At 63.1% G+C, this 26,845-nt stretch carries 25 protein-coding genes; 8 read left to right on the top strand and 17 right to left on the bottom strand.

Annotated elements, in window-relative coordinates; genetic code table 11:
* Window positions 1-5: 5 nt before the first annotated feature.
* From ACYVNQ_RS35815 to ACYVNQ_RS35830, 4 genes are all read right to left on the bottom strand, one after another.
* Entirely contained in the window at window positions 6-1,184 is a 1,179-nt protein-coding gene (locus ACYVNQ_RS35815; RefSeq protein ID WP_460910168.1) for an MFS transporter, read from the bottom strand.
* A gap of 131 nt (window positions 1,185-1,315) precedes the next feature.
* The gene (locus ACYVNQ_RS35820; protein WP_460910170.1) at window positions 1,316-2,125 is read right to left on the bottom strand and encodes a 3-keto-5-aminohexanoate cleavage protein; all 810 of its coding nucleotides are present in this window, start codon (window positions 2,123-2,125) and stop codon (window positions 1,316-1,318) included.
* A gap of 40 nt (window positions 2,126-2,165) precedes the next feature.
* Window positions 2,166-3,365 (bottom strand): metabolite traffic protein EboE, encoded by a 1,200-nt coding sequence (gene eboE / locus ACYVNQ_RS35825; protein WP_460910173.1) that lies wholly within the window; start codon window positions 3,363-3,365, stop codon window positions 2,166-2,168.
* A 43-nt stretch (window positions 3,366-3,408) separates the two neighbouring features.
* Entirely contained in the window at window positions 3,409-3,714 is a 306-nt protein-coding gene (locus tag ACYVNQ_RS35830) for a Dabb family protein (protein ID WP_460910175.1), read from the bottom strand.
* A 441-nt stretch (window positions 3,715-4,155) separates the two neighbouring features.
* On the opposite strand from ACYVNQ_RS35830, the gene ACYVNQ_RS35835 reads away from it, so the two are divergent.
* The 6 genes from ACYVNQ_RS35835 to ACYVNQ_RS35860 all read left to right on the top strand — a co-directional run bounded on the left by ACYVNQ_RS35835 (window position 4,156) and on the right by ACYVNQ_RS35860 (window position 10,156).
* Complete coding sequence (locus ACYVNQ_RS35835; protein WP_460910177.1) at window positions 4,156-5,265, top strand: sugar ABC transporter substrate-binding protein; 1,110 nt, start codon at window positions 4,156-4,158, stop codon at window positions 5,263-5,265.
* 23 nt (window positions 5,266-5,288) lie between these two features.
* A complete protein-coding gene (locus tag ACYVNQ_RS35840) occupies window positions 5,289-6,302 on the top strand; it encodes an ABC transporter permease (RefSeq protein WP_460910179.1) in 1,014 nt (337 codons plus the stop codon).
* Window positions 6,299-7,819: a sugar ABC transporter ATP-binding protein gene (locus ACYVNQ_RS35845; RefSeq protein ID WP_460910181.1), complete on the top strand. Its 1,521-nt coding sequence runs from the start codon at window positions 6,299-6,301 to the stop codon at window positions 7,817-7,819. Before ACYVNQ_RS35840 ends, ACYVNQ_RS35845 begins: the two co-directional genes overlap by 4 nt.
* A 21-nt stretch (window positions 7,820-7,840) precedes the next feature.
* The gene (locus tag ACYVNQ_RS35850; protein WP_460910183.1) at window positions 7,841-8,830 is read left to right on the top strand and encodes an ABC transporter permease; all 990 of its coding nucleotides are present in this window, start codon (window positions 7,841-7,843) and stop codon (window positions 8,828-8,830) included.
* Window positions 8,831-8,873: 43 nt separating this feature from the next.
* Window positions 8,874-9,140 (top strand): hypothetical protein, encoded by a 267-nt coding sequence (locus tag ACYVNQ_RS35855; protein ID WP_460910185.1) that lies wholly within the window; start codon window positions 8,874-8,876, stop codon window positions 9,138-9,140.
* A 227-nt stretch (window positions 9,141-9,367) separates the two neighbouring features.
* Entirely contained in the window at window positions 9,368-10,156 is a 789-nt protein-coding gene (locus tag ACYVNQ_RS35860; RefSeq protein ID WP_460910187.1) for an SDR family NAD(P)-dependent oxidoreductase, read from the top strand.
* Window positions 10,157-10,172: 16 nt separating this feature from the next.
* Here ACYVNQ_RS35860 and ACYVNQ_RS35865 read toward each other — a convergent pair whose 3' ends face one another.
* Complete coding sequence (locus ACYVNQ_RS35865; RefSeq protein WP_460910189.1) at window positions 10,173-11,087, bottom strand: LysR family transcriptional regulator; 915 nt, start codon at window positions 11,085-11,087, stop codon at window positions 10,173-10,175.
* Window positions 11,088-11,292: 205 nt separating this feature from the next.
* On the opposite strand from ACYVNQ_RS35865, the gene ACYVNQ_RS35870 reads away from it, so the two are divergent.
* Window positions 11,293-12,366, top strand: a complete 1,074-nt coding sequence (locus ACYVNQ_RS35870; RefSeq protein ID WP_460910191.1) for a zinc-binding dehydrogenase — start codon at window positions 11,293-11,295, stop codon at window positions 12,364-12,366.
* Between the two features lie 67 nt (window positions 12,367-12,433).
* Here the strand turns inward: ACYVNQ_RS35870 and ACYVNQ_RS35875 are convergent, their stop codons facing one another.
* Window positions 12,434-13,411 (bottom strand): zinc-dependent alcohol dehydrogenase, encoded by a 978-nt coding sequence (locus ACYVNQ_RS35875; RefSeq protein WP_460910193.1) that lies wholly within the window; start codon window positions 13,409-13,411, stop codon window positions 12,434-12,436.
* Window positions 13,412-13,444: 33 nt separating this feature from the next.
* The gene (locus ACYVNQ_RS35880; protein ID WP_460910195.1) at window positions 13,445-14,455 is read right to left on the bottom strand and encodes a Gfo/Idh/MocA family protein; all 1,011 of its coding nucleotides are present in this window, start codon (window positions 14,453-14,455) and stop codon (window positions 13,445-13,447) included.
* Between the two features lie 92 nt (window positions 14,456-14,547).
* On the opposite strand from ACYVNQ_RS35880, the gene ACYVNQ_RS35885 reads away from it, so the two are divergent.
* Window positions 14,548-16,251 (top strand): extracellular solute-binding protein, encoded by a 1,704-nt coding sequence (locus tag ACYVNQ_RS35885; RefSeq protein WP_460910197.1) that lies wholly within the window; start codon window positions 14,548-14,550, stop codon window positions 16,249-16,251.
* Window positions 16,252-16,304: 53 nt separating this feature from the next.
* Here ACYVNQ_RS35885 and ACYVNQ_RS35890 read toward each other — a convergent pair whose 3' ends face one another.
* The 10 genes from ACYVNQ_RS35890 to ACYVNQ_RS35935 all read right to left on the bottom strand — a co-directional run bounded on the left by ACYVNQ_RS35890 (window position 16,305) and on the right by ACYVNQ_RS35935 (window position 26,634).
* Window positions 16,305-17,372 (bottom strand): SDR family oxidoreductase, encoded by a 1,068-nt coding sequence (locus tag ACYVNQ_RS35890; protein ID WP_460910199.1) that lies wholly within the window; start codon window positions 17,370-17,372, stop codon window positions 16,305-16,307.
* Window positions 17,373-17,584: 212 nt separating this feature from the next.
* The gene (locus ACYVNQ_RS35895) at window positions 17,585-18,664 is read right to left on the bottom strand and encodes a maleylacetate reductase (RefSeq protein ID WP_460910202.1); all 1,080 of its coding nucleotides are present in this window, start codon (window positions 18,662-18,664) and stop codon (window positions 17,585-17,587) included.
* A complete protein-coding gene (locus ACYVNQ_RS35900) occupies window positions 18,661-19,524 on the bottom strand; it encodes an intradiol ring-cleavage dioxygenase (RefSeq protein ID WP_460910204.1) in 864 nt (287 codons plus the stop codon). The genes ACYVNQ_RS35895 and ACYVNQ_RS35900 overlap by 4 nt, the downstream gene beginning before the upstream one ends.
* 23 nt (window positions 19,525-19,547) lie before the next feature.
* Entirely contained in the window at window positions 19,548-19,832 is a 285-nt protein-coding gene (locus tag ACYVNQ_RS35905; protein WP_460910206.1) for a YciI family protein, read from the bottom strand.
* A gap of 37 nt (window positions 19,833-19,869) precedes the next feature.
* Window positions 19,870-20,787 carry an NAD(P)-dependent oxidoreductase gene (locus ACYVNQ_RS35910; protein WP_460910208.1) on the bottom strand — a complete coding sequence of 306 codons (918 nt, stop codon included), beginning with the start codon at window positions 20,785-20,787 and terminating at the stop codon, window positions 19,870-19,872.
* Between the two features lie 20 nt (window positions 20,788-20,807).
* Complete coding sequence (locus ACYVNQ_RS35915; protein WP_460910210.1) at window positions 20,808-21,878, bottom strand: 2,3-butanediol dehydrogenase; 1,071 nt, start codon at window positions 21,876-21,878, stop codon at window positions 20,808-20,810.
* An 86-nt stretch (window positions 21,879-21,964) separates the two neighbouring features.
* Window positions 21,965-22,933 carry an ABC transporter permease gene (locus ACYVNQ_RS35920; RefSeq protein ID WP_460910211.1) on the bottom strand — a complete coding sequence of 323 codons (969 nt, stop codon included), beginning with the start codon at window positions 22,931-22,933 and terminating at the stop codon, window positions 21,965-21,967.
* Complete coding sequence (locus tag ACYVNQ_RS35925) at window positions 22,930-23,928, bottom strand: ABC transporter permease (protein WP_460910213.1); 999 nt, start codon at window positions 23,926-23,928, stop codon at window positions 22,930-22,932. Before ACYVNQ_RS35925 ends, ACYVNQ_RS35920 begins: the two co-directional genes overlap by 4 nt.
* Window positions 23,912-25,489: a sugar ABC transporter ATP-binding protein gene (locus ACYVNQ_RS35930; protein WP_460910215.1), complete on the bottom strand. Its 1,578-nt coding sequence runs from the start codon at window positions 25,487-25,489 to the stop codon at window positions 23,912-23,914. The genes ACYVNQ_RS35925 and ACYVNQ_RS35930 overlap by 17 nt, the downstream gene beginning before the upstream one ends.
* A complete protein-coding gene (locus ACYVNQ_RS35935) occupies window positions 25,486-26,634 on the bottom strand; it encodes a substrate-binding domain-containing protein (protein ID WP_460910217.1) in 1,149 nt (382 codons plus the stop codon). Before ACYVNQ_RS35935 ends, ACYVNQ_RS35930 begins: the two co-directional genes overlap by 4 nt.
* Window positions 26,635-26,845 lie beyond the last annotated feature (211 nt).

Consider the following 26,845-nt stretch of genomic DNA (forward strand, 5'->3'; position numbering starts at 1 on the left):
GCACGTCATGGCCACAGCTGCCCGATCACCCACGCAAGCGCAACAGAAGCCGCCGTAATCGCAGCACCCACGTACCCGACCCGATCGAGTCCATACCACGCGATCGTCGCGCCGCCGGCCATTGCACCGAATGCCGTCCCTGCATTGGCCGCGGCAACGTTCAAGGTGCCGGCCAACGCACGCGCAACCGTCGCGGACTTCATCACGCGCACCTGCGACACCGGAAACAGCGCGGTGTACGCGATACCCCAAACTGACAGCACACCGGCCAGCGCCGCCGGCGAGCGCGCCGCGGGCACGGCCGCAGCCATTGCCACGGCCAGCAACGTGGCGAAGAGGATCGTCGCGCGCATCGGGCTGCGGCCCACCAGATGCCCGGCGGCCCAGTTGCCGACCAGTCCGATCGCGCCGAAGCCCATCAGCCACCAGCCCACATACGCGCCCGGAACGTGTGCGATGCGGCCGAGCGTATCGGCAAGATAGGTGTACCCGGTAAAGCTGCCGGTGAACAGCACCACGGACAGCAGCACATTGGCCAGAAACGGCCGATGGCCGAAAATCCGCAGCTGTTCGGCGGCGCGCATGCGCTCCGGGCGCGCGACCGCCGGCATATACGCGATCAGCAGCACCGCCATCAACAGCGAAGCTGCCGCGAGTATCCAGAACGACCCGCGCCAGCCGAGCGGACCCGCCGCGAGCGTGCCGAGCGGCACACCGAACAGCAGCGCAGCCGAGATCCCGAGATAGACTTGCGCGACCGCGCGGCCAGCACGCTCAGGTCCGGCCAGTTGCCCCGCGGTGTCGCTCGCGGTGCCCCAGAATACCGGCAGCGCCATGCCCGGAACGAAGCGCGCGATCGCCAGTACATGCAGATCCGGCGCACAGGCTGCCAACGCGTTGCTCGCCGCAAACACCAGCATGATCGCCGTGAACAGTTTCTTGCGATCTACATGCGCAGTAAGCACGGTAAGGATCGGCCCGCAAACGGTCACCGCCACCGCGAACAGGGTCACCAGTTGGCCGGCCAGCGAAACGGAAATACGCAGGTCCGCGGCCAGCGCAGGCAGCAGGCCTACGATCAGGAATTCCGACGTGACGATCAGGAAAGCGGCGGCCGCCAGTATCGCAATCGGGCCCAGGGCTTTCGCCGCCGCAGCGTCTGACGAACGGGAAACAGTCGCCATGGTTCAGGCGCTGCGCAGCGCGCAGCGCGTGAGCGCATCGCTTTCAGATCTCATCGTTTTCTCCGCTGCTTACGCAAACAGGTCCTGTGCACGGCGCATGAGTGTCGGCGCGAGCAGCCCAGACAAGACGTTTATACGACTGACGCGTGAACCGCACCATCGAGCGACAACGCATGCCTTGCCTCCACGAACGATGCAGGCCGACGCCCATATTCCTTGCAAAGCTGCATCACCCTCGGCACGGTCGCGCTGTCACGCGCCGCGTTGTGCCGAGCGGGCGCCGCGCGGCAGTGGCCGCCCATTTCCAGCGACCACCGGGCCAGTTCGAGTTCGCTCTTGCCTTGCCCCATACCGGACCAGACGGCGTCGGGCGCGAGCCTCTTTAGCGTCTGCACGAAGAACGTAAACGCGTGCCGGTCCGGCGGCACGCCGAGTGCCTGGCCAAAGCAGAAATTCATCCGCAACGGGCCATCCAGTAGCCCTTCGTGCTGCATCGTCGCGGCGCCAAACACCATCGATAGATCGTGTACGTCCAGCAACAGCCTGCTGCGTAGCGGCAGCTTCCTCTCCACCCGAACGCTGCGCAGCAGTACGCGTGCATCGTCGCTGCAGAGAATCGGCAAAGGCACGGACACAAGGTCGGGCGCAAGCTGCGCAAACCCTTCGATCAACACGATCAATTCAGAGACGCTATGCGCTGCGACCTGGAGAATTGCTTGCGGATAAACCTTGCGTATCTCGCCGACAGCACGAACCACGTCGCCGATGTCCACGCCCGCTCGCACGCGACTCACGATCGCGCCGAGATCCAGCACGCTTGCACCTTGCTCAACCGCCGCGTTCATGCAGTCGCGCAGGCCGGGCTTAGCGGATTGCCGGCGAAGCGACGCGCCGTCATCGACGCAACCGATCGGCGCACTGACGATACAAACCGGATTCATCTCTTTGCGCTCGCGTGGTCGCTTGACGGCCGTGACAAGCTTAGTCGATCAGCTGCGCGCGAACCCATTCCAGCTCGCGCGAAACATAGTCGACGATGTCGCCGGTTTTCAGATGATCCGGCAACACATCCCACGTGTAGGTTTCGATCTCGAGGTGCGTGGACAGCGGCAAGGACTTGTGCGCCGCAAGCGCATCTTCGATCGCAAAGCGCGTGGTGCCGAGCACGCCCAGCGCCTCGAGAAAGACCGGTACGTGAAAATGCACGCGCCACTCGCGCGAACCCGGCTCGCGCTGCCATGCGTCGAATGCGTCTTCGAGGTTCAGGAACTTGCGGACCTTGCCCTCCTTCAGCTCGGTGGTCTGCGTCAGGTAGATGGTGTCCGCGAATTTCCGGAGCGCCTCCACGCTCTGCTGCGTGACCTCGGCTACGCGCACCGCCGATGCTTCCTGCAGCTTGAATATCGGCACGCCTGCGTCGACCAGCTGGTTCAGCGAGCTTCCGATATCTTCGCATTCCACTGCCTGATGGCAGATGTCGTACACGATGCCGACATAGCGCCGCAACGCGCCGATCGCTTCCGAGACCGGCATTGCGCCGATTTCAGCCAGTTGACGCGCCGCCCCGCCGCTATGCAGATGTTCGCTGAAGTACGCGATCACGTCTTGCGTGCTCTCGAGATAGCACGCGGGCTCCGGCTCGATCGCCAGCGTCACGCGCTGCCCGGTGCGTCGTTCGAGATCGGCGAGATGCGCGACCATGCTCAGCACGTTGCGGGTCATCACGGCGAGATAGGCGGGGCTGTCCACCTTCGGACGGAACGCGAGCGGCGCGGTTTGAATCGATGGCGAAACGCCGGGCGTAGCCAGTGCCGCGAGAATGTCGGCAACGTTCTTCGTGTATTGCAGCCGTTCTTCGGTGTGCCAGTCCGGCTCGTACACCTGCTCTTTCACCAGCGTGTTCTTGAAGCTGCCGTATACGAACGCATTGGCCGTGTAGACATACAGATCGTTCTCGTCGAAAAAGCGCTTGAGGTCATCGCGCTCCTTCTTGTTTTCGACCAGTTCTTTCGCAGTGGCTGCCGACAGGCGGATCGATACGCCGAACGGCGCATCCGGCGACACGCGCTTCTTTATCGCCGGGAGGTACTTGTGAATACTGTCGCGCAACTGCGTCCAGCTGTCGCCCGGATGCACGAGAGTCGAATAGGAAAGATGCCCAAGTCTGCCGCCCAGATCCATCGAATGTCTCCTTGTGATGTTGTCTGTCGCCGCGCCGAGAAACTCAGCTCGCAGCGTGATAGTCCACCTGATGTCTGGCGATGCGCATCTCGCCCACCAGCGCTTTCACACGTAGATGTTCCGGGTGGCTCGCATACGCGGCCAACGCATCCGGTGAATCGAATTCCGAGTACAGCACGACGTCGCACGCGTAATCGACGTGGCTCATGTCGATGCCGATTTCGAGCAGGCTCATGCCCGGTATTTTTCCGTTGAGCGATTCAAAAGCGCTTTTCACAAACCGCACCGCGTCCTGCTTTTCCGTGGCGGACGATCCGCCGATCCGCCACATGACAATGTGCTTGATCATTTTTTGCCTTTAACTTCCGTATCGGTGATTCGCGCGGCACACTGTTTCCGACGACAAAGCCACCCTGCCTTCGTCATGCGCATGGTGTGGACGACTATAAATGTGCGCCCCCTATGCCGATACCCGCACCAGCAAAAATGTAATTTCCGCCGCGCGGAAAAATAGCTTCACGGTGCGTTCATCGCGGCGGCCGTCTGATCGAAATGCCGCTCACCCAGGGTAAGCCTGATGATTCTTCCGCGTGCCGGAAAAGTCATTTAAGGCACCGTCCCTTCTCATTTCCGTGGGCCGAACCTATCGTTCCGCTGGACCACCCAGACACACGCCAGAACGCACGACGTCGCACTACACCGGTCACGCTCACCGGGTCGCCGCAGGCAACGCCAGATGCTGCGCGGTCAAGCAAGCGAATCGACATACATAACCAATCCGGAGACAAACATGGCATTGAACGCCAAGGCGGCCACCAAAGCGCTGGCATCCCTGCTTTCTGCAAGCCTGCTTTTAAGCGGCGTACTGGGCGCACCATCGGCCGCCGTCGCGGCAACTACCGCGACCGGCAAGATGATCGCCGGCATCGACGAAACCGCTTCCGAATACTGGGCGGAGTATCTGCGCGGCGTCGACGATATTGCGCAATCGGTGGGGAGCAAATCGACGGTGATCGCCGATAACTTCCAGGGCGATCAGTTGCTCGCACAACTCGGCGCGATCTACGCCGGCGGCTGCACCGGCTGTGCGCTCGTCACCAATGCCACGTCGAATGCGTACGTCAAAGCCGTCGTGGACCGCTCCGCGCGCTCCGGCGTGTTCGTCGTGACGGTGTGGAATCGCCCTGAAAACCTGCATCCGTGGGACACCGGCAATAACAAGTGGGTCGCGCATACCTCGTTCGACGGCGTCGAATCCGGCTATCTGCAAGCCAAGGCGTTGTGTACCGCGCTGCACGGCAAAGGGCAGATTGCCGCGATTGAAGGCGTGCCCTCCACGCCACCCGCATTTCAACGCATGGAAGGCCTGAAGAAGGCGCTCGCCGAATGCCCGGGGATGAAGCTGCTCGACACGCAGGTCGGCGACTGGCAGGAAACCAAGGCGCAATCGATCGCGCGGACCTGGCTCGCCCGCTACGGCGATTCGCTGAACGGAATCTTCGCGTCGAACGATGCAATGGCCCGCGGCGCCGTAGCCGCGCTGCGCGAAAAGCAGCTGAACGGAAAGGTGTTCGTCACCGGCTCCGACGGCTCGAAGGTCGGTCTCGACATGGTCAAGAGCGGCGACATGCTGGCCACCATCATGAATGACGGTGTGCTGCAGGGCGCGGTCAGCATGGCGCTGGCCCATGCGGCGGCGGTGGGCGACATCCAGCCGGACAAGCTGACCCAGGCACAGCGCGACTTCTACCTGAAGCAGGAAATCGTCACGAAGGACAACGTCGATCAGTTCCTCGCGCTCAAGGCAAATGCGCCGAAGTACACCTATACGGATATGAAGAAGGACTTCTGGAGCTACTCGGAAGGCCAGATTCCGGTTGGCGTGAACAACGCCAAGTAAGCCTGCTCGTTGCCGGAGACATCATGTCCAATTCACCTAGCGTCAGCGACGAACGCGTGCACTTCGGCAAGAGCCGTGCGCTGTCACGCAAGACTTTGCAGAACATGGGGCCGCTGATCGCGCTCGTGCTGATGGTGCTGGTGTTCCAGGCCGTCACCAGCAGCTTCGTCAGTGCCGGGAATTTCGCGTCGATCCTGGAGGCAGCGGCGGTGCCGTCGATTCTCGCGGTCGGAGCGAGCTTTGTGATCCTGCTCGGCGCGATCGATCTGTCGATGCAGGGCGTCATCGCCGCGGCCAGCATGACACTGTCGCTGCTGGTGGCCAACGGCATCAACGCGAACGATTTCGGCTGCGGCGGCATTCTCATCGCGCTGCTGGTGGGGGTGTTGTTCGGTGCGCTCAATGGTCTGCTGCATGTGTTCGGCCGCACGCCATCGCTGATCGTCACGCTCGGCATGTGGTTTATCGGGCTCGGCGTGGCGGCCGTGCTGTTTCCCGACCGGGTTCCGACGATGCATGATCCGCTTGTGTTGGGGCTGTCTTCGGTACATATCGCCGGGCTTAGCCTGATCGTCTATATTGCCTGCGCGGTGATCGCCGTCGCCTACGCGGTGCTGAAGTACACACGCGTCGGCCGGATGATCTACGCGATCGGCGGCGATGAAGCGATCATCGTCGCGTCCGGGCTGCCGGTGCGCCGCTACAAGCTGTTCGCCTTTGTCGTTTCCGGCGGCGTCGCGGCACTCGGCGGCGTGCTGCTGTCGGCGCAACTCGGCAACGGCAATGCCGACATCGGCGCCGGCCAGCTGTTCCCCGCGATCAGCGCGGCGGTGGTCGGCGGCACCGTGTTGAGCGGCGGACGCGGCGGCGCGCTGCAATCCGCACTCGGCGCGCTGATTCTCGAAGTGCTCAGCAACGGCCTCATCCAGATCGGCGCGGGCCCCTACTCCCGCAACATCATCAGCGGCGCGGTCATTCTCGTTGCGGTCGGCGTGACCAGTTACCACCTGCGCCGCAAACTGAGGGTGGTGAAATGAGCGCGATCCTCGAACTGAAGAACATCAGCAAGCGCTTTGGCCGCGTGGTCGCGCTCGATAACCTGAATCTGCAGTTGAAGGCCGGCGAAGTACTGGGACTGGTGGGCCAGAACGGGTCGGGAAAATCGACATTGATGAAGATGCTCGCCGGCCTGCAAGCGCCGGACTCCGGCGAAATCCTGCTGCGCGGCGAGCCGGTGCGTCTGCGCTCGGCTGCGATGGCCACGTCGCTCGGCATCGGCATGGTGCATCAGGAACAGTCGCTGATTCCGAACCTGACGGTGGCCGAGAACATCTTTATCGACAAGCCGAATCGCGCCACACGCGGCGGGCTATATCGCTGGCCGGCGTTGTATGCGGCCGCGCGCGCGCAGCTCGACAAGATCGGCGTGAAGCTGCGCCCCGATGCGCTGATAGAAGAGCTCAGCTTCGCGGAGCGCCAGCAAGTCGAACTGGCGAAGGTGCTCGCCATCGAGGAACTGGTCGACCATCCGCCGATCATTCTGTTCGACGAACCCACATCGGTGCTCAATCCCGATGAAATCAAGATCCTGTTCCGCGAAATCCAGCGTCTGCGCAGCCGCGCGTCGATCGTGTTCATTTCGCATCGCCTCGACGAGATCCTCTCCGTATCGGACCGCGTGATCGTCTTGACCAATGGTGTCAAAGTTGCCGACGAACAGGTTGCCACGCTCGATCGCGACGAACTGTACCGCCTGATGGTGGGCCACGAACGCAGCGTGAAACCGCGCAAGCCGTCGACGGCAAGCGCGCCCGTGTCCGCAACAGCACGGCTGAAAATCCGCAATCTGTCCGACGGCAACCGCTTCGCCAACCTGAATCTCGACGTCGCGCGCGGCGAAATCGTCGGGCTGGTCGGTGTGCAAGGCTCCGGCGCGGAGGAACTGTGCCGCACGCTGTTCGGCGCGCAAGACGCCGTCAGCGGCGAGATCGTGCTCGACGACGCGCCGGCGCGCGCGCTCAGCCCACGCGAAGCAGTCGGCAACGGCGTCGCCTACCTGCCGTCCAACCGGCGGCTCGAAGGCATGCTGGCGGGGCGCTCGCTGATTCAGAACATGGTCGTCACCTATGGCCTCGAATACGGCCGCAGCCGCTTTCTGGTCGACTATCGCGCCGAAGCCGCCGCCGCCTTGCAATGGATGTCGCGCCTGAAGGTCAAGGCGAGTTCCGGCAACGAACGTATCGAGCGCCTGAGCGGCGGCAACCAGCAGAAGGTCGTGCTCGGCAAATGGCTGATGTCGAAGCAACTCAAGCTGCTGCTGCTCGATCATCCAAGCCGGGGACTCGACCCCGGCGCGCGCGACGATCTGTTCGAAGCGATCCGCGAGCAGGCACGCACCGGTATGTCGATCCTGTTCGTTGCGGACACCAGCGAAGAGGCGCTCGAACTGGCAGACCGCTTGATGGTGCTCAAGGATGGCGAGATCACCGCGAGCTACGACCTCCGGCACGGCGTCGCGCCCAGCCAGGAGGACATTGTCCGGGCGATGGTCTAAACCCTTTGGAGCATCACAACGATGAATACGGTGAATGCGGCACCTGTCGGCGAATCGCTGGCATCCCGGCTCGCTGCCGGCGCCGGCCGCGTACGCGGCCTGATCCCCCTGTTCGTGCTGGTCGTGCTGGTTGCAGGCAGTTCGCTGTTCGCGCCGGGCATGCTGTCGTTCAGCGGCCTGAGCAATTTTCTGATCGATGCGGCGCCGTTGCTGATTCTCGTGATCGGCAGCACGCTGCCGATTCTCGCCGGCAGCATCGATCTGTCCGTTGCGGGCATGGCCGCGCTGGTCGGCGTGCTGATCGTCTACCTGCATCCGCTGTTCGGCGCGTGGACCACCCCGCTCGTGCTGGGCGGCGCGTTCCTGTTCGGCGGCCTGCAGGGCTACGTCCATGCGAAGCTGCAACTGCCGTCGTTCATCACGACGCTGGCAACGCTCAGCATTTTCACCGGCCTCGGCCTGCTGTTGTCGAACGCGACCGCGCTGCCGATTCCCGATGACGACTCGCTGGTCGGCTGGATTGCCGGCACGACCGCGCAGGTGCCGAACTCGATCATCGTGGTGCTCGGGGTCGCGGCGGTCCTCGCGGCGCTGTTGCGCTACACGCGCCTGGGCCGCGACCTCTATGCACTCGGCGCCGGCGAGCGGACTGCGATCATGTCCGGCGTCGACACGCTGCGTGTGCGCTGTCTGGTCTTCGCGCTATCGGCGCTGTGCGCCGGCATCGGCGGCGTGCTGCTGAGTTCGATCACCGGGTTCAGCTCGCCGGGCATCGCGGGCAATCTGCTGCTTCTGTCGATCGTCGGCGTGGTGCTGGGCGGTACGGCGATTTCAGGTGGCGTCGGCGGCCTCGGCGCAGCGCTGGTGGGCGGTGCGATCACCGCATGGCTGCGCGTGATCACCGTGATGATCGGCGTCGCGCCCACCACGCAGAACATCGTATTTGGCGTGATGGCGCTCATCGCGGTTTTGCTGACGACCGACCGCGCCAAGATCGGCATCGTCAAATAGCGTCCCGACTGTCCTGACCCGACCCATCCGACTCGAGTTTGCAATGAGCCACATTGAACCCACCCCGAGCTTCGATCCCGGCGAGATAAATCTGCTGGCCAAAGCGTTGACGCTGTTGCTGAACGAACGCTCACGTGCCTATGAGCTGGCCGCGGAGATTGCGGCTGCAAAAGGCGAATCGATGCCCAGCCACGAAGACTTCGACCTGACGACGATTCTTCGTCTGTCACGGCGGTGCGCCGCTTACGTCGCCGTGCAAGGTGGACGCAAGCACGCGCCGCAGCCGGTCACACGAAAATTCGGCACGTAGTGCAGCGCCCGCCACCGCGAAGCGAGGAGACCGACATGCGACCGGCTTGCACGCACGCGTCCGACGCGCGGCTAGGTCTGGCCCGTATCAAGGCGTACGTCCGGCGTGCGGTCTATTGGCGTGCACGCGCGGAATGCATGTACGCGTTCGACGAAACGCCATCCGGGCGGCCGCAACCGCAAGCGATGCCGCCCCGGATGGTTCAACCTGACGATGGGAGAGACAACATGAATTCGCGCAGACTGGCAGGCAAGGTGGCGATCGTAACCGGCGCCGCGCGAGGCGTAGGACGCGGCATCGTATTGCGACTCGCGCAGGAAGGCGCAACCGTGGTTGCCGCCGATCTCGCATCGTGCGACGCCACCATCGGCGAAGCGATGCAGGCGGTGCCGGCATGCGAGGTTTCCGCCGCAACCGTGAATGTGACCGAAAGCCATTCAGTAGACACGCTAATCGATGCCACGGTTCGCGCACACGGCAGGCTCGATCTGATCGTCAACAACGCAGCCGTCGTACAAACGATGATGCTGACCGCAGATACGCCGGACAGCGAATTCGACCGCATCTACAACGTGAACTTCCGTGGCGTCTTTAACGGCAGCCGCGCCGCGGCACGCGTAATGCGCACCCAGAAGAGCGGCTGCATCATCAACATCGGCTCGTGGTACGCGAAGCAGGGCTTTGCCAACTTCGCGGTCTATTGCGCGACCAAAGCCGCCGTGATGCGGATGACCGAAGCGCTGGCGCTCGAGATGGCGCCGTTCGGCGTACGCGCGAATACGGTGTGCCCCGGCAATACCGAAACCGACATGCTGAAGAAAGCCATGAGAGAAGAAGCGGAACTGCGCGACATCTCCTATGAAGACCAGGTGCAGCATGTGAAGAACAGCATTCCGCTCGGCCGCCTCGGTCGTCCCGAAGACATCGCCGCCGCCATCGTCTATCTGGCCTCGCCGGATGGCGAATATGTGACCGGCGAAGCGTTGAACGTGAACGGCGGCGTGATCTTCTCGTAGCGAAGCGGGACGCGGATCAGGCTGTCCAGAGGCGCTCGTACTCCCGGTCGCGAAACGTGCCGATCAGCAGCTCGACGAAGGTCCGCACTTTCGCGGAAAGATGCTTTCTGCTCGGGTAAGCGAGATTGATCGTCAGACGCGGCAGGTCCCAATCGTCGAGCACGGGAACGAGCCGTCCCGCGATGATGTCGTCGTAGACGATGTATTTGGGCTGCACGAGAATGCCGAGGCCGCATAGTGCGGCAGTTTTCAGCACCTGGCCGTCGTTGGATTCCATCAACCCGTCTACCAGTACCGTCGACTCCTCGTCGCCGCGGCAGAACTTCAGCTCCCGATAGTTCTTCGACAGCGTGTAGTTCAGCACCTTGTGTTCGGCCAGCTGTTCGGGATGCCCGAGCGCCCCTCGCGAACGCAGATATTCCGGCGACGCAGTGAGTATCCGGCGCGTTTCCGCCAGCCTGCGAATCGTAATGGACGAATCGTTCTCGTATTCGCGCGTGCGGATTGCAAGATCGATGCTGTTGTCGATGATGTCGAGATAGCGGTTTGCCGTTTCGACATGCACCGCCACTTCCGGATAAAGACGTGTGTATTCGGGAATCAGCGGCGCAATGTGCAGGATGCTAAAGGACAGCGACGCCGAGATGCGTAAGGTGCCCGTTGGGTTGACATTGCTTGCCTGTGCGGCGGAGTCGGCTTCCTTGGCTTCCTGCAGGATCGCCTTGGCGCGCTCTGCATACTCGCGGCCGATCTCGGTGAAATACAGCCTGCGTGTGCTGCGTTCGACGAGCCGCACGCCTAATCGGTCTTCGAGACTCGACAGATAGCGCGTGGCTGCCGGATTCGACATCCCGAGTGCCTCGGCCGCGCGGCTCAAACTTCCGAGCTCGGCGGTCTTGACCAGCAACTCGAGTTGCGTCCATCGATCCATTCGTCTCCTCAATTCTTCCGGTGGCGGGAAATATCATTTCCGACCGGACTATCGCGGTCTCGATACACGCAATATACCATCAACATCCAGGCTCACAGCGTTGTCTTTAGACATGAGTTGGCCTAAAGACACGCTAGAGAACGCTAAAGAAATACGCCGCCAGGCGCTTAGCCGCAAAGGCACCGTTCATTCCCGGAGGAGACAGATGAAAGCAGTCCGATTTCATGGCAAACGTGACATTCGTGTCGAAGAAGTCGCCGCGCCGCAAAAGCCGCTTGCCGACGATGACGTACTGGTTCGTCCGCTGGTATGCGGCATTTGCGGCACCGACCTGCACGAATATATCGGTGGCCCTATCGTCACGCCGCGCACGCCGCATGCTTACAGCGGCGCAACGCTGCCGCAGATTCTCGGCCACGAATTCTCCGCCGAAGTGCTCGACGTAGGACGCGACGTCAAGCATGTATCCGCTGGCGACCGCGTGTCGGTGCAGCCGCTGGTATCGCCGCGCAACGATTACTTCGGCCGGCGCGGCCTGTTTCATCTAAGCCCCTGCCAGGCTTGCATCGGGCTGTCATGGAAGTGGGGCGGCATGGGCCAGCAAGCGGTCGTGAAAGGGTACAACGCGATTCCCGTGCCGAAGAAGCTGACTGATGCACAGGCGGCCATGCTCGAACCGTCGGCCGTCTCGCTCTATGCGCTCGATCGCGGCCGCGTCACGATGGGCTCGACTGTGCTGATCTCCGGCCTCGGCCCGATCGGCGCGCTCGCGCTGCTCGGCGCCAAAGCAGCAGGCGCATCGAAGATTTTCGTCGCCGAGGTGAACCCGAACCGGCTGCGCAAGGCAGCGGAGCTGGTGCCCGACTGCATCCCGCTCGATCCATCCAGAACCAACCTGCTCGAAGCGATTCGCGACCAGACCGAGGAAGGCGTAGGGGTCGACGCCGCGATCGAATGTGTGGGCCTCGAGAAATCGCTGAATGCGTGCGTGGATGCCGTGCGTCCGCAAGGCGTCGTGGTGCAGGCCGGGCTGCACTCGTCGCCGGCCAGCGTCGACGTGATGAAATGGGCGCTAAAGGACATCACCGTGGAGGCCACCTGGTGCTTCCCGACCTATAGCTTTCCGCGCGTCGCGTCGATGATCGAAAGCGGTGTGTTACCCGTCGAGAAAGTCGCCACTGCGCAGATCGATATGGACCACGTGGTACGCGACGGCTTCGAAGCGCTGCTCGATCCCGCGGGCAATCATTTGAAGATTCTGGTGAACGTCGGCGTTTGAGCGTCACATGCGATACGACACCAGCCACCCTGCTACGGCGAGGCGACTGGTGCCGGCAATCACGCTGTCATGCGTCGTTGGTCAAGGTCACCTTGATACTGCTGCCAGGTTCGACGTTCAGCGCGGCCACCGCGTCCTTGAGATCGAACCGGTGCGTCTGGATCGGCGACAGATCGATGCCGGTCTTCTCGAGAAAGCGGATCGCCGCAGGCCACACACCCGGCGAGCCGATGCAGCCTCGAACCGTCAGATTGCGCATCTGGATCTGGCCCAGATTCGACGCGATCATCCGGTCGATACTGATGCCCACCATCGATACCCGCCCTTCTTCGGCGGCAAATTCGAATACCTTGCCGACCGACGCATCATGACCCGATGCCTCGATCACCAGTTCCGCGCCCTTGCCGCCGGTCAGCGCCCTCACCTGTTCGAGCGCGTCGTCAGCCGGATCGATCACCGCGTCGACCCCGAGCTTCAACGCGGCTTGCCGGCGATGCGCAACCGGATCGATCACGATCACGCGCGCCCCCATGCCGACTGCGGCGGCCGCCGAACACAGCCCGATCGTGCCGCCGCCCGACACCACCACCGTCTCGCTGCCATTGGTGCCACCCGAGCGCACCACCGCGTAGTAGCCGCACGTGAACGGCTCGATCAGCGAACCCGTCGTATCGTCGAGGTCCGCCGGCAGCTTGTGCAGCCACTCCGGCTGAACCGCGAAATATTCGCGGTCAGCGCCATCGAGCGAGAAGCCGAAATGATGCAGGCGTTCCGGCGTTTGCACGACACACTCGCCCACTACGCGATCGCCGACGGCCAGGCCCGACACCGAGCGCCCGACCTCCACGACCTCGCCACACCATTCGTGGCCAGGCGTGACAGGGTACGAGATCGGGATGATGTAGCGGCCGCCGAGCAGTTCATAGTCGGAGTGGCAAATGCCGACCGCACGGGTGCGGATCAACACTTCGGTGTCTTTCATCTGCGGCATCGGCACGTCCTTGACGACCGGCCGACCCGGCGCTTCGAATACGAGAGCCTTCATTGTTGTCTCCAGAATGTTTTGAAAAGGAAACTGTCAGCCGACAGTCACGACCTGCCCGCTCTGTGCCGAAGCGATGATGGCTTCGAGAAGCGCGATGTTGTCGATCATCTCCGTGCCTTTGACCGGATAGTCCGCCTCGCCGCGTACGGCGCGCGCAAACGCCACGAGGTTGTCGCGCACCGGCTCGGCCGGCGCCACATGCGACACGTCGATCGGCATACCGGTGGACGTTTTCGTCACGACCCATCCATCGGGAGACTCCACATGCGCCTTGTCGCGAATGTCGATCCAGCCTTGGGTGCCGAATACCGCAAAGCGCGACACGAACGGCGTGACCAGCGTCGCGCTGACGTAAGCGGTGCCGCCGTTCCTGAAGCGGATGTGCGCACTCATCGTGTCGCCTTGCGGGAACGACGAAGCGAGATTCTCGCAACTGACCCTGACGTCGCGCGCCGGGCCAAGCAGCCGGATCGCGAGGTCGGTCAGATGGATGCCGGTCGCCGTCATGCCCGCCACCGGCGCGTGATTCGCCTGCAAGCGCCAGTTGGCCGGATCGAGACTCAGGAATTTGTCGTGGCTGAAATTCGCTTCGACCTGCAGGATGCGGCCAAGCGAGCCATCGCTTGCCGCTTCCAGCAACTGCGCGACCGGTGGTTCGAAGCGTCGTTCGTGGCCCATGCCGAGCACGAGACCACGCGACCCGCACGCGTTGACCGCGCGCACTGCGCCGGCACGCGTCAATGCCAGCGGCTTCTCGCAGAACACATGTTTGCCCGCGCTGACCGCCTGCTCGATCTGTTCCTCGTGCAAGTCGTGCGGCGTGGCGAGAATCACGGCTTCGACCTGCGGGTCGGCCAGTGCCGCGGCATACCGGTTGTGAAAGCGGATGCCCTGTTCGGTGCAGAACGCGGCCGCTGTGTCGCCGAACGGTTCGACTGCGCAGACCACTTGCAGATCGCACGCCGCGCCTTTGGCCACGGCGACCATCTTGCGTCCCCACCAGCCAAGGCCGACCATCGCTACTTTTACGGGTTCTTTTGCCATCTCGTCTCCTTGATCGATACAACTGGAAAAAGATTAATCGCAGTTGCGATAGACACCAATCGGTCAGTTATCCAGATTGGACATTTGCCGCGATGAACGACTACGAGCTGATACGCATCATCGAATTCACGGACCGCACGCGCGCCCCGTTCATTGCGCATATTCCGGCCATCGCGCCGGATTCCGACTGGCGCATCACGAGCCACCTCGTCAAGGCAAAGCTGCAGCAGCAAGACGTGACGATTTCGCAGTTGATCAAGGTGTCGGGGCTGGCGTATGGAACCGCGCATCGGCGAATCCATCAATTGATCGAGCAAAAGCTGATCGACGTCGCGCCCGCGTCGCCGGGCGGCAAGGCGCATGTATTGATCGCGAGCCGCGAACTGCTTGAACGCTTCGAGAAGCTCGCGCTGCAGGTGAAATCGCTGATCACGACGCTGATCGGCCATCGCGATGACAGCCAGCGCTCGGACCAATACTATTTCGGCGAGCCGCGCGGAATGATCGAGCAGATGTTGCCGCCCGCCGATCTGCTGACGCTGCGCGGCGGCACCGCTAAACGCCTGAAATTCCTGCTGCACGACGATAACTACTTCGCTGCGCTGCGTAACCTGTGGATCGACTTCAGGGCCAATGCGGGAAGCAGCGAAGATTTCCGCCTCGCGAGCTTGCCCGAACTGTACGAGGCGGCGCTTTCGAACAGCGCGAGAAGCGAATCGGAATTCGACATCGTTGCGCTCAACTACCCGTGGCTCGCGGAATTCGTGCGCAAGGAACTGATTGCGCCCATGCACGACGACAGCCATCCGAACTATGCGCGTGCGCGCGACTTCCATCCTGCCGCACTGGAATGCGTGACGCACGAAGGGCGTCTTTACGGGCTGCCAATGTACGTTACGGTGGAGTCTCTGGTGGCACGGCGCGATATCTTCGAAACGAATGCGCTGGCTTATCCGGCGACGCTGGCCGAATTGCTTGCGGTTGCGCGGCGGCTGAACAAACCCCGACGGGGGCAGTATGGGATTGTCTGGAACGCTGCGCGAGGCATGCCGATCGCCAGCGCGTTCATGTTCTTTCTGAATGCGCATGGCGGCGCGATACTCACCGACGACGACGGATGCGAGTGGGGACGATCGACCGCATCGCGGCCCGCGCGCGCCGCACTCGATACGGATGCGGCCCGCGCTACGCTTGCGTTCATGCGGGAGTTGTTAGCGGTCTCGCCACCCGACACGCTTGGCTTCGACTGGGAAGACAGCCTCACCGAATTCATGACGGGACGCTCTGCGCTCTGTTACGCATGGACCATGCGTGCCGCGCGGCTCGAACTCGATCTGCGCTCGAAGGTGAAGGGCATGGTGAAGTTTCTGCCCCATCCGAACCTTCGCGGTGTGCGGCGTACTGCGCCGCTGGGTGGGTTCTTTCTCGCGATACCGAGCAATCTGCCGCCTCGCCGGGCAGCGCTTGCACAACAGGCGTTGCGGTGGCTGACCTCGTCGGAAGCGATGAAATCCAATGCCCGGGATGAGTTGCCGATTGCGCCGCGATTCAGCATGAGTTCGGACCCCGATCTGGACACGATTTCGCCGATCGTCAGTTTCGTCGACACGCTCGCGCGCAACGGTCTGATCTGCAATACGATGCGCCCGTTGACGCCGGTGTACTCGCGGATTGAAGAGATGTTAGGGGTGGACGTGCATGCGGCGCTGTCCGGAATGACGTCGCCGGAAACGATGTTGCGCAATGCGCAGCGCAAGGTACAGGCGCTGCTGCAGGCGGTGGGGTTGGCGGGATGAGACCATCGAGCCTGTTGCAAACGGACGCAGGCCGATGGTCGTCAAGGCGTCAGTTACGCCGGAATAATCCGCTCCGCCTTCAGCCGGTCGAACAACGCAAAAAACGCATCCACGGTGCTCTGATAATTCAGGAACCCTGCTTTGCGGCTCTTCGACATATCGGTCAGCACTTCCATCGGCCGGCCGAGATCGGCATCGGTATGCCACCACGACACGAGCTTGTCGACGTCCGCCTCTTTCAGGTCGAAGCGCCCCGCCACATCCCGCCATTGCTGCGCGGCACCCTGCATACGCGATTCGAGCGGCCGCACCGTTCCATCGAATTGCGCCGCCTCAACCCCAAAGTACCCGGCAATCTGCTCCCACATCCACTTCCAGCGAAACACATCGCCATTCACCACGTTGAATGCCTGATCCCGCGCATTCGGCGACGTGGCCGCCCATTCCAGATGCCGCGCCAGCAGGCGCGCATCGGTCATGTCGGTCACTCCGTTCCACTGCGCAGCCGAGCCCGGAAACACAAACGGCTGCCCGCTAGCCTTGCAAAGCGTCGCGTACACCGCGAGCGTCACGCCCATATTCATCGCGTTGCCCACCGCAAAGCCGATGATGGTATGCGGACGATGCACGCTCCAGCCGAACCCAAAGCGCCGCGCCGCGCCGAACACGCGGTCTTCCTGCTCGTAGTAGAAGTTATCGACCGGCTGCCGTCCCTGCTCTTCGCGAAACGGCGTGATCGGCACCGCGCCCGTCGCATACGCTTCAAACGGCCCGAGGTAGTGCTTGAGCCCCGTCACCAGCGCGACGTGCTCGATGCCGCCTTGCGGCCCCAACGCATCCAGCACGTGCTGCACCATCGCGCCGTTGACGCGGATGTTTTCCTTCTCGGTAGCCTGCCGCGCCCACGCAGTAAAAAACACATGGCTGAACTTCTGCCCGGCCAGCGCCTGCGTGACGGATTCAGCAGACGTGAGATCCGCGGTGATCGGCTCGACCGAGGCCGGTACCGCCGTGCGGCCGCGCGATAGTCCTGCCGCGCGCCAGCCGGTCGAATGCAGCTGGTCGGCCAGATTGCTGCCGACAATGCCGCTTGCGCCAATAATAAGTGCCCGTTTTTCCATGAGAGATAACCAGAAGTAAATAGCTGTCGACACGGGTAGGTTCTGCGACCGCGTTATACCCGTGAACCAAACTGTCTCCGATGATGAAGCGGCCTGAAAGAAGGCCTTTGCGGATCGATCGGGGTCGCCCTATCAACTGCAACAGCAAGCCGCGCGCCTCGCCGGATCTGCAAAAGCCTCAAAAGCCTCAAACGCCTCAAACCCAAGGCCGCCTAAAATCCTTCGAACGAGTCACGCCCCGGCCGTGCACCGTCAAAGGCCAACTGCAGCAGATGACGGATCGCGCGTTGCGACAGCGGCCGCGGGTTGAAATACGGCGCACGCATCGCGATTTCAGCGGCGAGGTCGAGGTCGGCATGCGTCACGCCCAATGCGGCGAGCGACGCTGGCGCGCCAAGCCGCCGCGCGAGATCGTACAACGCTGCGGCAGGATCGTCCGTGGCAAGCGCACGCGCCAGCCGCTCCGACGCCTGCGGCACCGCCGGCAGATTGAACGCCATCGCGTAGGCCAGCACCACAGCGTGCGTTTCCGCATGCGGCAGATTGAACGAGCCGCCAAGCGTATGACAAAGCTTGTGATGCAGCGCCATGCCGACGTTGCCGAGCACCGTGCCGCACAACCACGCGCCGTATTGCGCTTTCTCGCGTGCGGCCAGATCGACAGGGTTCGCGCATAGCTCGGGCAAACTCTGCGCCAGCGCGCGAATGCCCTCTTCCGCGAACATCGACATCACCGGGTTCGCATCCTGCGCATACAAGCCTTCCGCTGCATGCGCGATTGCATTGAGCCCACTGGTCGCGGATAGACCTACCGGCAGCGTCAACGTCAGGCTTGCGTCATAGATCACCGTGCGCGGCAACACGCGATAGCTCTTGCCGGTCTTCTTCTCGTTGCCGGAAGTAAGCCCGTAGATCGGTGTGACTTCGGAGCCCGCGTAAGTGGTGGGTACCGCAACGATCGGCAGCGACGTCTCGAGCGCGATCGCCTTCGCGAGACCCAGCGTCGAACCGCCGCCGGCCGCAATCAGGCCATCGGCCTCGATGCTGCGTGCCGCTTCGACACCCGCTTGCGCGGTTTCCACCGGCACGTGCATCACTGCGCGGTCGAACACCTCCACACAGCGCTCGCCGCCCAGCTTGCGCACGCGGTCCGCGAGAAAGCGCTGCTCCGGCGTGGCGAGTACCAGCGCGCGACGGATGCCGAGCTCGTCGAGCTCTTCGGCGAGGCGCTCGAGCGACCCTGCGCCGAATACGATGCGCGCCGGCCGGCTGACGTAAGTGAACGGAGTCATGATGATCGATTCAGGACAAAGTCGAATTCAAGCGTGCTGAACGGCGTATCCATGCGCGTGCCGTCCGGCGCCTTGCCTTCGGGATGCGAAACCCATTGCGCGATCAGCGACGAGCGCACGCCGAACACCGCATCCGAATCCAGATACGTGTCGCCTTCGCGGAACACGTGCGTCACCAGCCGCTCGTAACCCGGCGCGGTGATCATGAAATGCAGATGCGCGGGCCGCCACGGATGCCGGCCAAGCCCCGACAGCATCGCGCCGACCGGGCCATCGTGCGGAATCGGATACGGCTGCGCGACGATCGAGCGGAAAAAGTAGCGTCCGTCTGCGAGGCTATGCAGCACACCGCGCGCACGGTGCGCATCGTCGCCCTTGTACTGGACGTCGTAGAAGCCTTCCGCGTCGGCTTGCCACACTTCGATGCGCGCGTTCGGCACCGCTTCGCCGTCAGGACCCTTGATCATGCCCGAGACGAAGCACGGCTCGCCGTGTGCGCCGTTCGCAACGTCCGCGCCGTTTTCATACACAGGTGCGTTCTCGACGAAGAACGGCCCGAACACCGTCGCCTCGGTGCAGCCCGCCGGCTTACGGTTGGCCATCGCTGTAACCAGCATCGACAGCCCCAACGTATCCGACAGCAGGATGAACTCCTGGCGCTTGTCGTCGGTGATATGGCCGACCTCGGTCAGGAAGCGAATGCCCTGCTCCCATTCGCCTTCGGTCAGGTTCACTTCACGCGCGAACGCGTGCAGATGGCGCACGAGGCTTTCCACGACTTCCTTCAGCCGTGCATTGGGTGCGTCCACATGGCGTGCGAGTACGGCTTCCGTAATGGTGTGTTCGTCGAGATTACGCATGGCGATACCTGTCTTGAAGGGTTTTATCGGTTATCGACCCGCTTCAGAAATGGCCGGATATCCACACTACGCCAGATACCTGCCGCATTGAACGGATCGTTGCTGTTAAATCGCATCACGTCGGCGATGTCGTCGGCTTCGTACAGAAAGAAGCTGCCGATCATCGTTTCCTGATCGGCGGCCAATAGCGGCCCGGACATCACCATCTTGACCGGCGTGGTGGCCAGATAGGCCTTGTGTGCTTCGTAATGGGCCAGACGCTTTTCCACCATGCCGTCGTGATCGAGGCAGTAAACAGTAAAGTGCATTGCGGTTCCTTAAAAGTTAAATGTTTCGAGTATGGGCTCAATGAGCGATGCCTGCCGCCGCTTCCACTGCGCGCACGATCGAGAAAAAATCCAGCTCCGCGCCGTCGTGCTGCACATAATGGGCAAACTGCTCGCGCACCAGCGCGGCGGCGGCCATCGGTACACCAGCCGCCGTGCCCGCGTCGACCACCAGCGACATATCTTTCAGCATCTGGCTCGACGAAAACGCCGGCGCGAAATTGCGCGCTTTCAGCGGGTCGAGCTTGTATTTGACGAGCGGCGACGCGACCACGCTGTCGCCGATCACGCCCAGCATGTCGTGCCAGTCGAGACCGCCTTTTTCGCCTAGCGTCAGCGCTTCTGCCAGCAGCACGGCGGTCGAGCCGACCAGATGATTGATGGCAAGCTTCAGATAGCGCGCCTGCTCTTGTGCGCCAACGTAGTATTGCCGCGCGGAAAGCGCTTCGAAAGCAGGCAATGCGCGCTGGAACGCGGGCTGCGGGCCGGATGCGAATACCGTCAGCTGCGCTTTCTCGGCGAGCACCGTGCTGCCCGACACCGGCGCGGCCACGTAGTCGATCGCGCGCTCGCGTGCCGCGTCGCGCACGCTCGTCGAAACCGTCGGCGACACCGTGCTCATGTCGATATACACCGCGCCGTCGCGTGCATTCGCGAGCACGCCTTGCGGCCCGAGCGCGACTTTCTGCAACACGTTGTCGTCCGGAATGATCGAGAAGATCAGTTCGCTCGCGGCAGCCAATGCAGCGATGCTGTCCGCCGCCTGTGCACCGCCTGCGGCCAGTTCCGCCGCGCGGCGCGCATCGACGTCGTACACCGTGACGTGAAAGCCGGCCTTGACCAGGTTCGCCACAATCGGCGTACCCATCTTGCCGAGACCGATCCAGCCGATCGTCGGCTTGTGCTGCTGCGTAGTCGTCGTATTCGTACCAGTCATGCAAATCTCCAGCGAATGCGTTAGCGCGTTTGCGGATTGATCAGGATCTTCATCTTGTCGCTGCCTTTGTCGCCCAGCACGTCGAAGCCTTTCGCAACGACGTCGTCGGCATCGATCAGATCGTGAATCAGCTTTTCCACCGGGAATTTGCCGTTCGCGATCATGCCGATGATGCGTGGCCACAACGTGACCGGATAGCACCACGTGCCTTCGATACGGATATCTTTCAGCGACCATTTCATCGGGTCGACGGTTGCGCTGCCGACATGCAGGCCGGCCTGCACCACCGCCCCGGCGGAACGCACCGCGTCGACGCAGGCATTCAACGCATGCTGGTTGCCCGCGCATTCGATGGCGACGTCAACGCCGACGCCTTCGGTCAGATCGCGAATCTTTTGCGGCAGTTCGCCGTCGCTCGGATCGAAAATCTGCGTCGCGACGCCGAAGCTGGCCATCTTCGCGGCGCGCGCGGCGTTCGGCTCGCTGACGAAGATCTGCGATGCGCCCGCTGCGTGACATGCCAGCGCCGCCAGCACGCCGATCGGTCCAGCCCCGGTGATCAGCACGCTCGAACCGACCGTCACGCCGCCGCGGTCCACCGCGTATAGCGCGACCGCAGCCGGCTCGATCAGCGCGCCCTGCTTGTCGCTGACCGTATCGGGCAGACGATTCGCGTGATAGTCGTTCAGCACCGTGTACTCGGCCATGCCGCCGCCGTCCCACGAAAGGCCGACGCAGCCCATCTTCACGCACAGGTGCCGCATGCCGCGCAGGCAGTAATAGCATTCGCCGCATGACGCGAGCGGCATCACCGAAATGCGGTCGCCGGCCTGCACGTTCTTTACGTTCTTGCCGACTTCCACCACTTCCGCGCTGAATTCGTGGCCGAGCACCTGCGGCGCCTTGGCGCCGGTCAGCGCATGTGGCTCGGTCGGCACGACGATCGGGCCGGCCTGGTACTCGTGCAGATCGGTGCCGCAGATGCCGCACCACAGCGGTTTGACGATCATCTGGTTGGCGCCCATGCCGCTCGGGTCGGGCACATTTTCGACACGGATGTCATGCGCGCAATGAAAACGGACTGCTCTCATGGGTGAATCTCCTCCTTGCTGGACGTGCAATGCTGCGCACGTCGTTGCTTTCTCAATGGTGGGTTGCAAGCACGCCGCGCAACGCCTTAACGCCGCCTGCGAATCACGTAGCACGCCGACGCGCCGATGATGATCACGCCCTTCACGACAATCTGCGCCTGCACCGGCATGCCGATCAGCAGCACGATGTTGAACACGACAACCAGAATCGCGGCACCGGCAAGCCCGCCCGCCAGCGTGCCGCGGCCGCCCGACAATGCAAGTCCGCCCATCACCGCGGCAACGATCGAATCGAGTTCGAAGCCGCGCCCGACCCAGTTGTCGACGATGCCGACATAGCCGGACAGCGTGAGGCCGGCAAGCCCCGCTAGCAGCGCACTGATCACGTAGCACACGATGCGCACGGTATCCGGGCTCACGCCGACCAGCCGCGCGGATTCCGGATTGCCGCCGACCATGTACACGCGCCGGCCGAAGGTCGACAGATGCAGCAGCACGCCGAACCCGAGTGCGCACGCGACCAGCATCAACACGTTGACCGGCACACCGCCGATCGCACCGGTGCCTAGCGTGTGAAACAGCGGCGCGACGTTGCCGGATGGCGCGCCTTGCGTGTACGCGAAACGCAGGCCCTGCAGCACGATCGCGGTGGCGAAGGTCGCGAGAAACGGCGACACCTGACGCTTCGTGACCAGCAAGCCGTTGAGGAGCCCCGCGCCGACGCACATCACGAAGGTCGCGCCGAACACCTGCGGCAGCGACGCATTGGTGCCGTCGAATGCGGTGGCGATCACCGCCGCGGTGGCCATTACCGACGCCACCGAGAGATCGAGCCCGCCCACCAGAATCACGAAGATCTGGCCGATCACGACGATGCCGAGCGGCGCGAACTGCACCAGCATGTTGACGACATTGTCGATGCGCAGGAAGGTCGGCGACCACCCGCCAGACACGACGATCAGCAGCACGAGGAACAGGTAAATGCCGTAGCGGCGCGCGAGTTCCAGCGAAAGAAAGCGCGTGAAACCGGGCCGGCGCGACGCAATCGTATTCATGCTGCACCTCGCTTGCGCTGCAGGTTCACCGACACCGCGACGATGATCGCCACGCCCTGCACGATCAGCTGGTAATGCGACGGGATGCCGGCGAAGTTGATCAGGTTGTTCAGCAGGCTCAACAGATACACGCCGAGCAGCGTGCCGATCACGCCGCCGCGCCCGCCGCTCAGCACCGTGCCGCCGACCACCACCGGCGTAATCGAAGCGAGCGTGTAGTTGGCGCCCAGATACGGTTGCCCGGAGCCGAACTGCGCGGCCAGGTAGATGCCGGTGAGCCCGGCGCATAGCGCGCACATCGTGTAGACGAACAGGATCACGCGGGCGCGCGGAATGCCCGACAGCGTGGCCGAGTATTCGTCGTCGCCGACCATGTACACATAACGGCCGAGCCGCACGTTGCGCATGAAGTACGACACGCCCAGGTACAGCAGCACGACGATCGTGGCCGTCACCGGAATGCCGGCATAGCGGCCGTAGGCGAGCGCATCGAAGCCATCCGGTACGTTGCCTGCGGGACCCGTCGAGTAGTACAGGATCGCGCCTTGCAGCACCGCACCCATGCCAAGCGTGACGATCAACGGATGCACGCGCAACCACAACACCAGCAGCCCGTTCGCAAGACCTACCGCCAGCGACAGGACCAGCACCAGCGCGATCGCAGTCGGCCAGCCGCCGTACGGGTTATCCGCGAGACCGGAAGTCAGCGTCGCGGCGACGCTGATCAGCGAGCCCACCGACAGATCGATGCCGCCCGTCAGAATCGCGAGCGTCTGGCCAAGCGCGACGAGCGCGAGGCCGGTGGCCTGCTGATGCACGTTCAGCAGATTCGGTGCTGTCGCAAAGCGGTCGCTGACGGTTGCGCCCGCAACGAGCAGCGCCGCGAGCAGCACCGCCATCACGTACACCGCGCCATGGGGCGCGACATGACGCCTGAAATGCTGGCCAAACGTTCCGGCATTGCCGGCGCTGGCTCCACTAGCCGACCAAAGCATGGGCACCTCCTTGCTGCTGGGTCTGCGCGACGGTCGCGAGCCGCATGATGTCGTGTTCGGTCATCTGCGCGCCGCTCACTTCTCCGCTGATGCGGCCTTCGCGCATTACCAGCACGCGGTCCGACATGCCGATCACTTCCTGCAGTTCCGAGCTGATCATCAGGATGCCGAGGCCGCGGCTGGTCAGCTGCCGCATCATGCGATAGATCTCCGCTTTCGCACCGACGTCGACGCCGCGTGTCGGTTCGTCGAGAATCAGCACGCTGGTGCATACGCGCACCCACCGGCTGATCAGCACCTTCTGCTGGTTGCCGCCGGAAAGCGTCGCAACGCTGCCGCCCGGCCGCGCGCCCGCGATGCCGTATTCGCCGATGGCGGCGACACCCGCCGCCCGCTCCGCGCGCGCGTTCAGCAAGCCGAAGCGTGATACGCGTCCAAGCGTGGTGGCGGTGACGTTCTGCGCGACGTTCAGGTACATCAGCAGACCCTGCGATTTGCGGTCTTCGGTGACGAAACCGAGGCCGGCGCGAATCGCGCTGGCCGGCGACATCCGCGAGCGTTGCGTACCGCGCACTGTCACGCTGCCGCGCTGGGTGCGCAGCGCGCCGAAGATGCCCGACGCCAGTTCGGTACGGCCCGAACCGACCATGCCCGCCAAGCCGACGATCTCGCCGGCGCGCACCTTCAGCGAAGCGTCGAACACGCGGTTGCCGACCTGCAGATCGGTCACATCGAGCAGCACCGGCGCATCGGGCGCAAGCTGCGCTTTCGGCGGATAGATCTCGGCCATTTCGCGGCCCACCATCATCCGCACGAGGCCATCGCGGGTAGTCTCGACCACCCGCTGCGTGCCGATCTTGCGGCCGTCTTTCATCACGGTGACGCGGTCGCATAGCTCGAAGATTTCTTCGAGCCGGTGCGAGATGTAGATAATCGCAACGCCTTTATCGCGCAACACACGCAAGCGCTCGAACAGCAATTGCACTTCCTTGCCGGCAATCACCGCGGTCGGCTCGTCGAGCACCAGCACACGAATCTCGCCCGCCATCGCCTTGGCGATTTCAACCATCTGCTGATCCGCCACCGACAGATTGCCGAGCCGCTCACGCGCATCGAGCGCCACGCCCAGTTCGCTCAACAGCCGCTGTGCGTCGCGGTTCATGCGGCGCTGATCGAGCGTGCCGAAGCGCGTGCGGGGTTCGACACCGGCGAAGATGTTTTGCGCAACCGTCGACTGCGGAAACAGCACCAGTTCCTGATAGATCACGTGAATGCCGCGCCGCTTCGCGTCCGCAGCGGAATCCCAGCGCACAGTCTCGCCGTCGAAACGGATCTCGCCACCATCGGGTACGTAGACGCCGGCGAGCACCTTCATCAACGTCGATTTGCCCGCGCCGTTTTCGCCGACCAGCGCGTGAATCTCGCCGGCACGCACGCTAAACGACACACCGTCGAGGCTCTTCACGCCGGGGAATTCCTTCGTCACCTGCACCAGCTCGATCGTGTCGCGTGGCGGTGGCGCTGCGCTGTCAGTGCGCGCGCTTGTCGTGGGCCCGCTCATTTTTCACCCGGCAGCTTGACCTTGAAGGTCGCCGGGTTGTAACCCGGGCCCATGCCGCCATCGATGATTTCATCGGGCGGGCCCTTCGCATCGACGATCTGGTCGATGTACTGATCGGGGTGCGGCACTGAAGCGGTTTCGTCGCCATGCGTCAGCGCAATTTGCGGGCTGATCTGATAGAGCTTCGGCAGTGGCTGACCGTCGAGCACCTTCAGTGCGACTTCCAGCGCGGTGCGCCCCATCGACGGCGGATAGCCGATTTCGAGCATCGGAATCTTGTATTGCAGCGCGAGTTGCAGCGGGCCGTTCAGATCGGCGGTGGTATGCGGCGGAATCTCACCCGCCTTGAAGCCGGCCGCGGTGAACGCTTCGATCGAACCGGCCACCGGCAGACCATGCGCGCACCACACCGCGTTGATGCTATGACCGTACTTCGCGATCATCGCCTGCATCTGCTGCTTGGCTTTGACCGGGCTCCAGTCCGAGTACACCGTATCGAGCACCTTGATGCCCGGATATTGAGCGAACACCTGGTGCGCCGCCGTCTCGCGGTCGGCACTGACGCTCGAACCGGCCTGCCCCGCCAGCATGATCACGTTGCCCTTGCCGTGCAGCTTCTCGACGATCCATTGCGCCCACAGGCGGCCCATCATCGCATCCGAACCGGTGACGAACGATACGAAGTTATCCGATGCAATGCGCCGGTCGACCATCACCACCGGAATGCCCTGCTTCATCGCACGCGTGACCACCGGGTCGAGCGCCTTCTGCGTATTCGCGCTGACGATCAGCAGATCGACGCCGCGCGAGATCAGGTCCTGAATGTCGGCGGCCTGCTTCGCGTCGTCCATGTTGCCGTTGGTGATGATCAGCTGTTTGATCACGTCCGGGTGTTCGGAAGCCGCTTTCATCAACGATTGCTGCATCACGACACGCCAGCTGTCGCCGAGACCCGCGTTCGAAAAGCCGATCACGTACGGGGCTTTCTTCTTGAACTTCGCGTTGTCGGAGAACGGAATCTGCACCGCCGGATTGAACAGGAAGGTGCGCGCTGCGCCGGTGTAATCGGCACGCGCGTTAAGCGCGGGGAAAAGAAACGCTGACGCCAGCAGCAGCGCACAGGCACGCAAAATCGAACGACGCATGGTTGTCTCCATCGATGTCTGTATATGTCGCGGCACGGTATGCGTTTTTGCTGCAGTGCGATCTATAATCGCTTGCCTTGTGGATCGCACAATGCGCACGATTCGCATGTTTGCGCATGACCCGGCCGACGACGCAAATGTGGCATGATCGAAACCGCGCATCTAGCAATTGCGATTACTAGTAATGGCAGTAACAGGGAAGTCTCAGGAG

It is taken from the genome of Paraburkholderia jirisanensis, assembly GCF_054782355.1.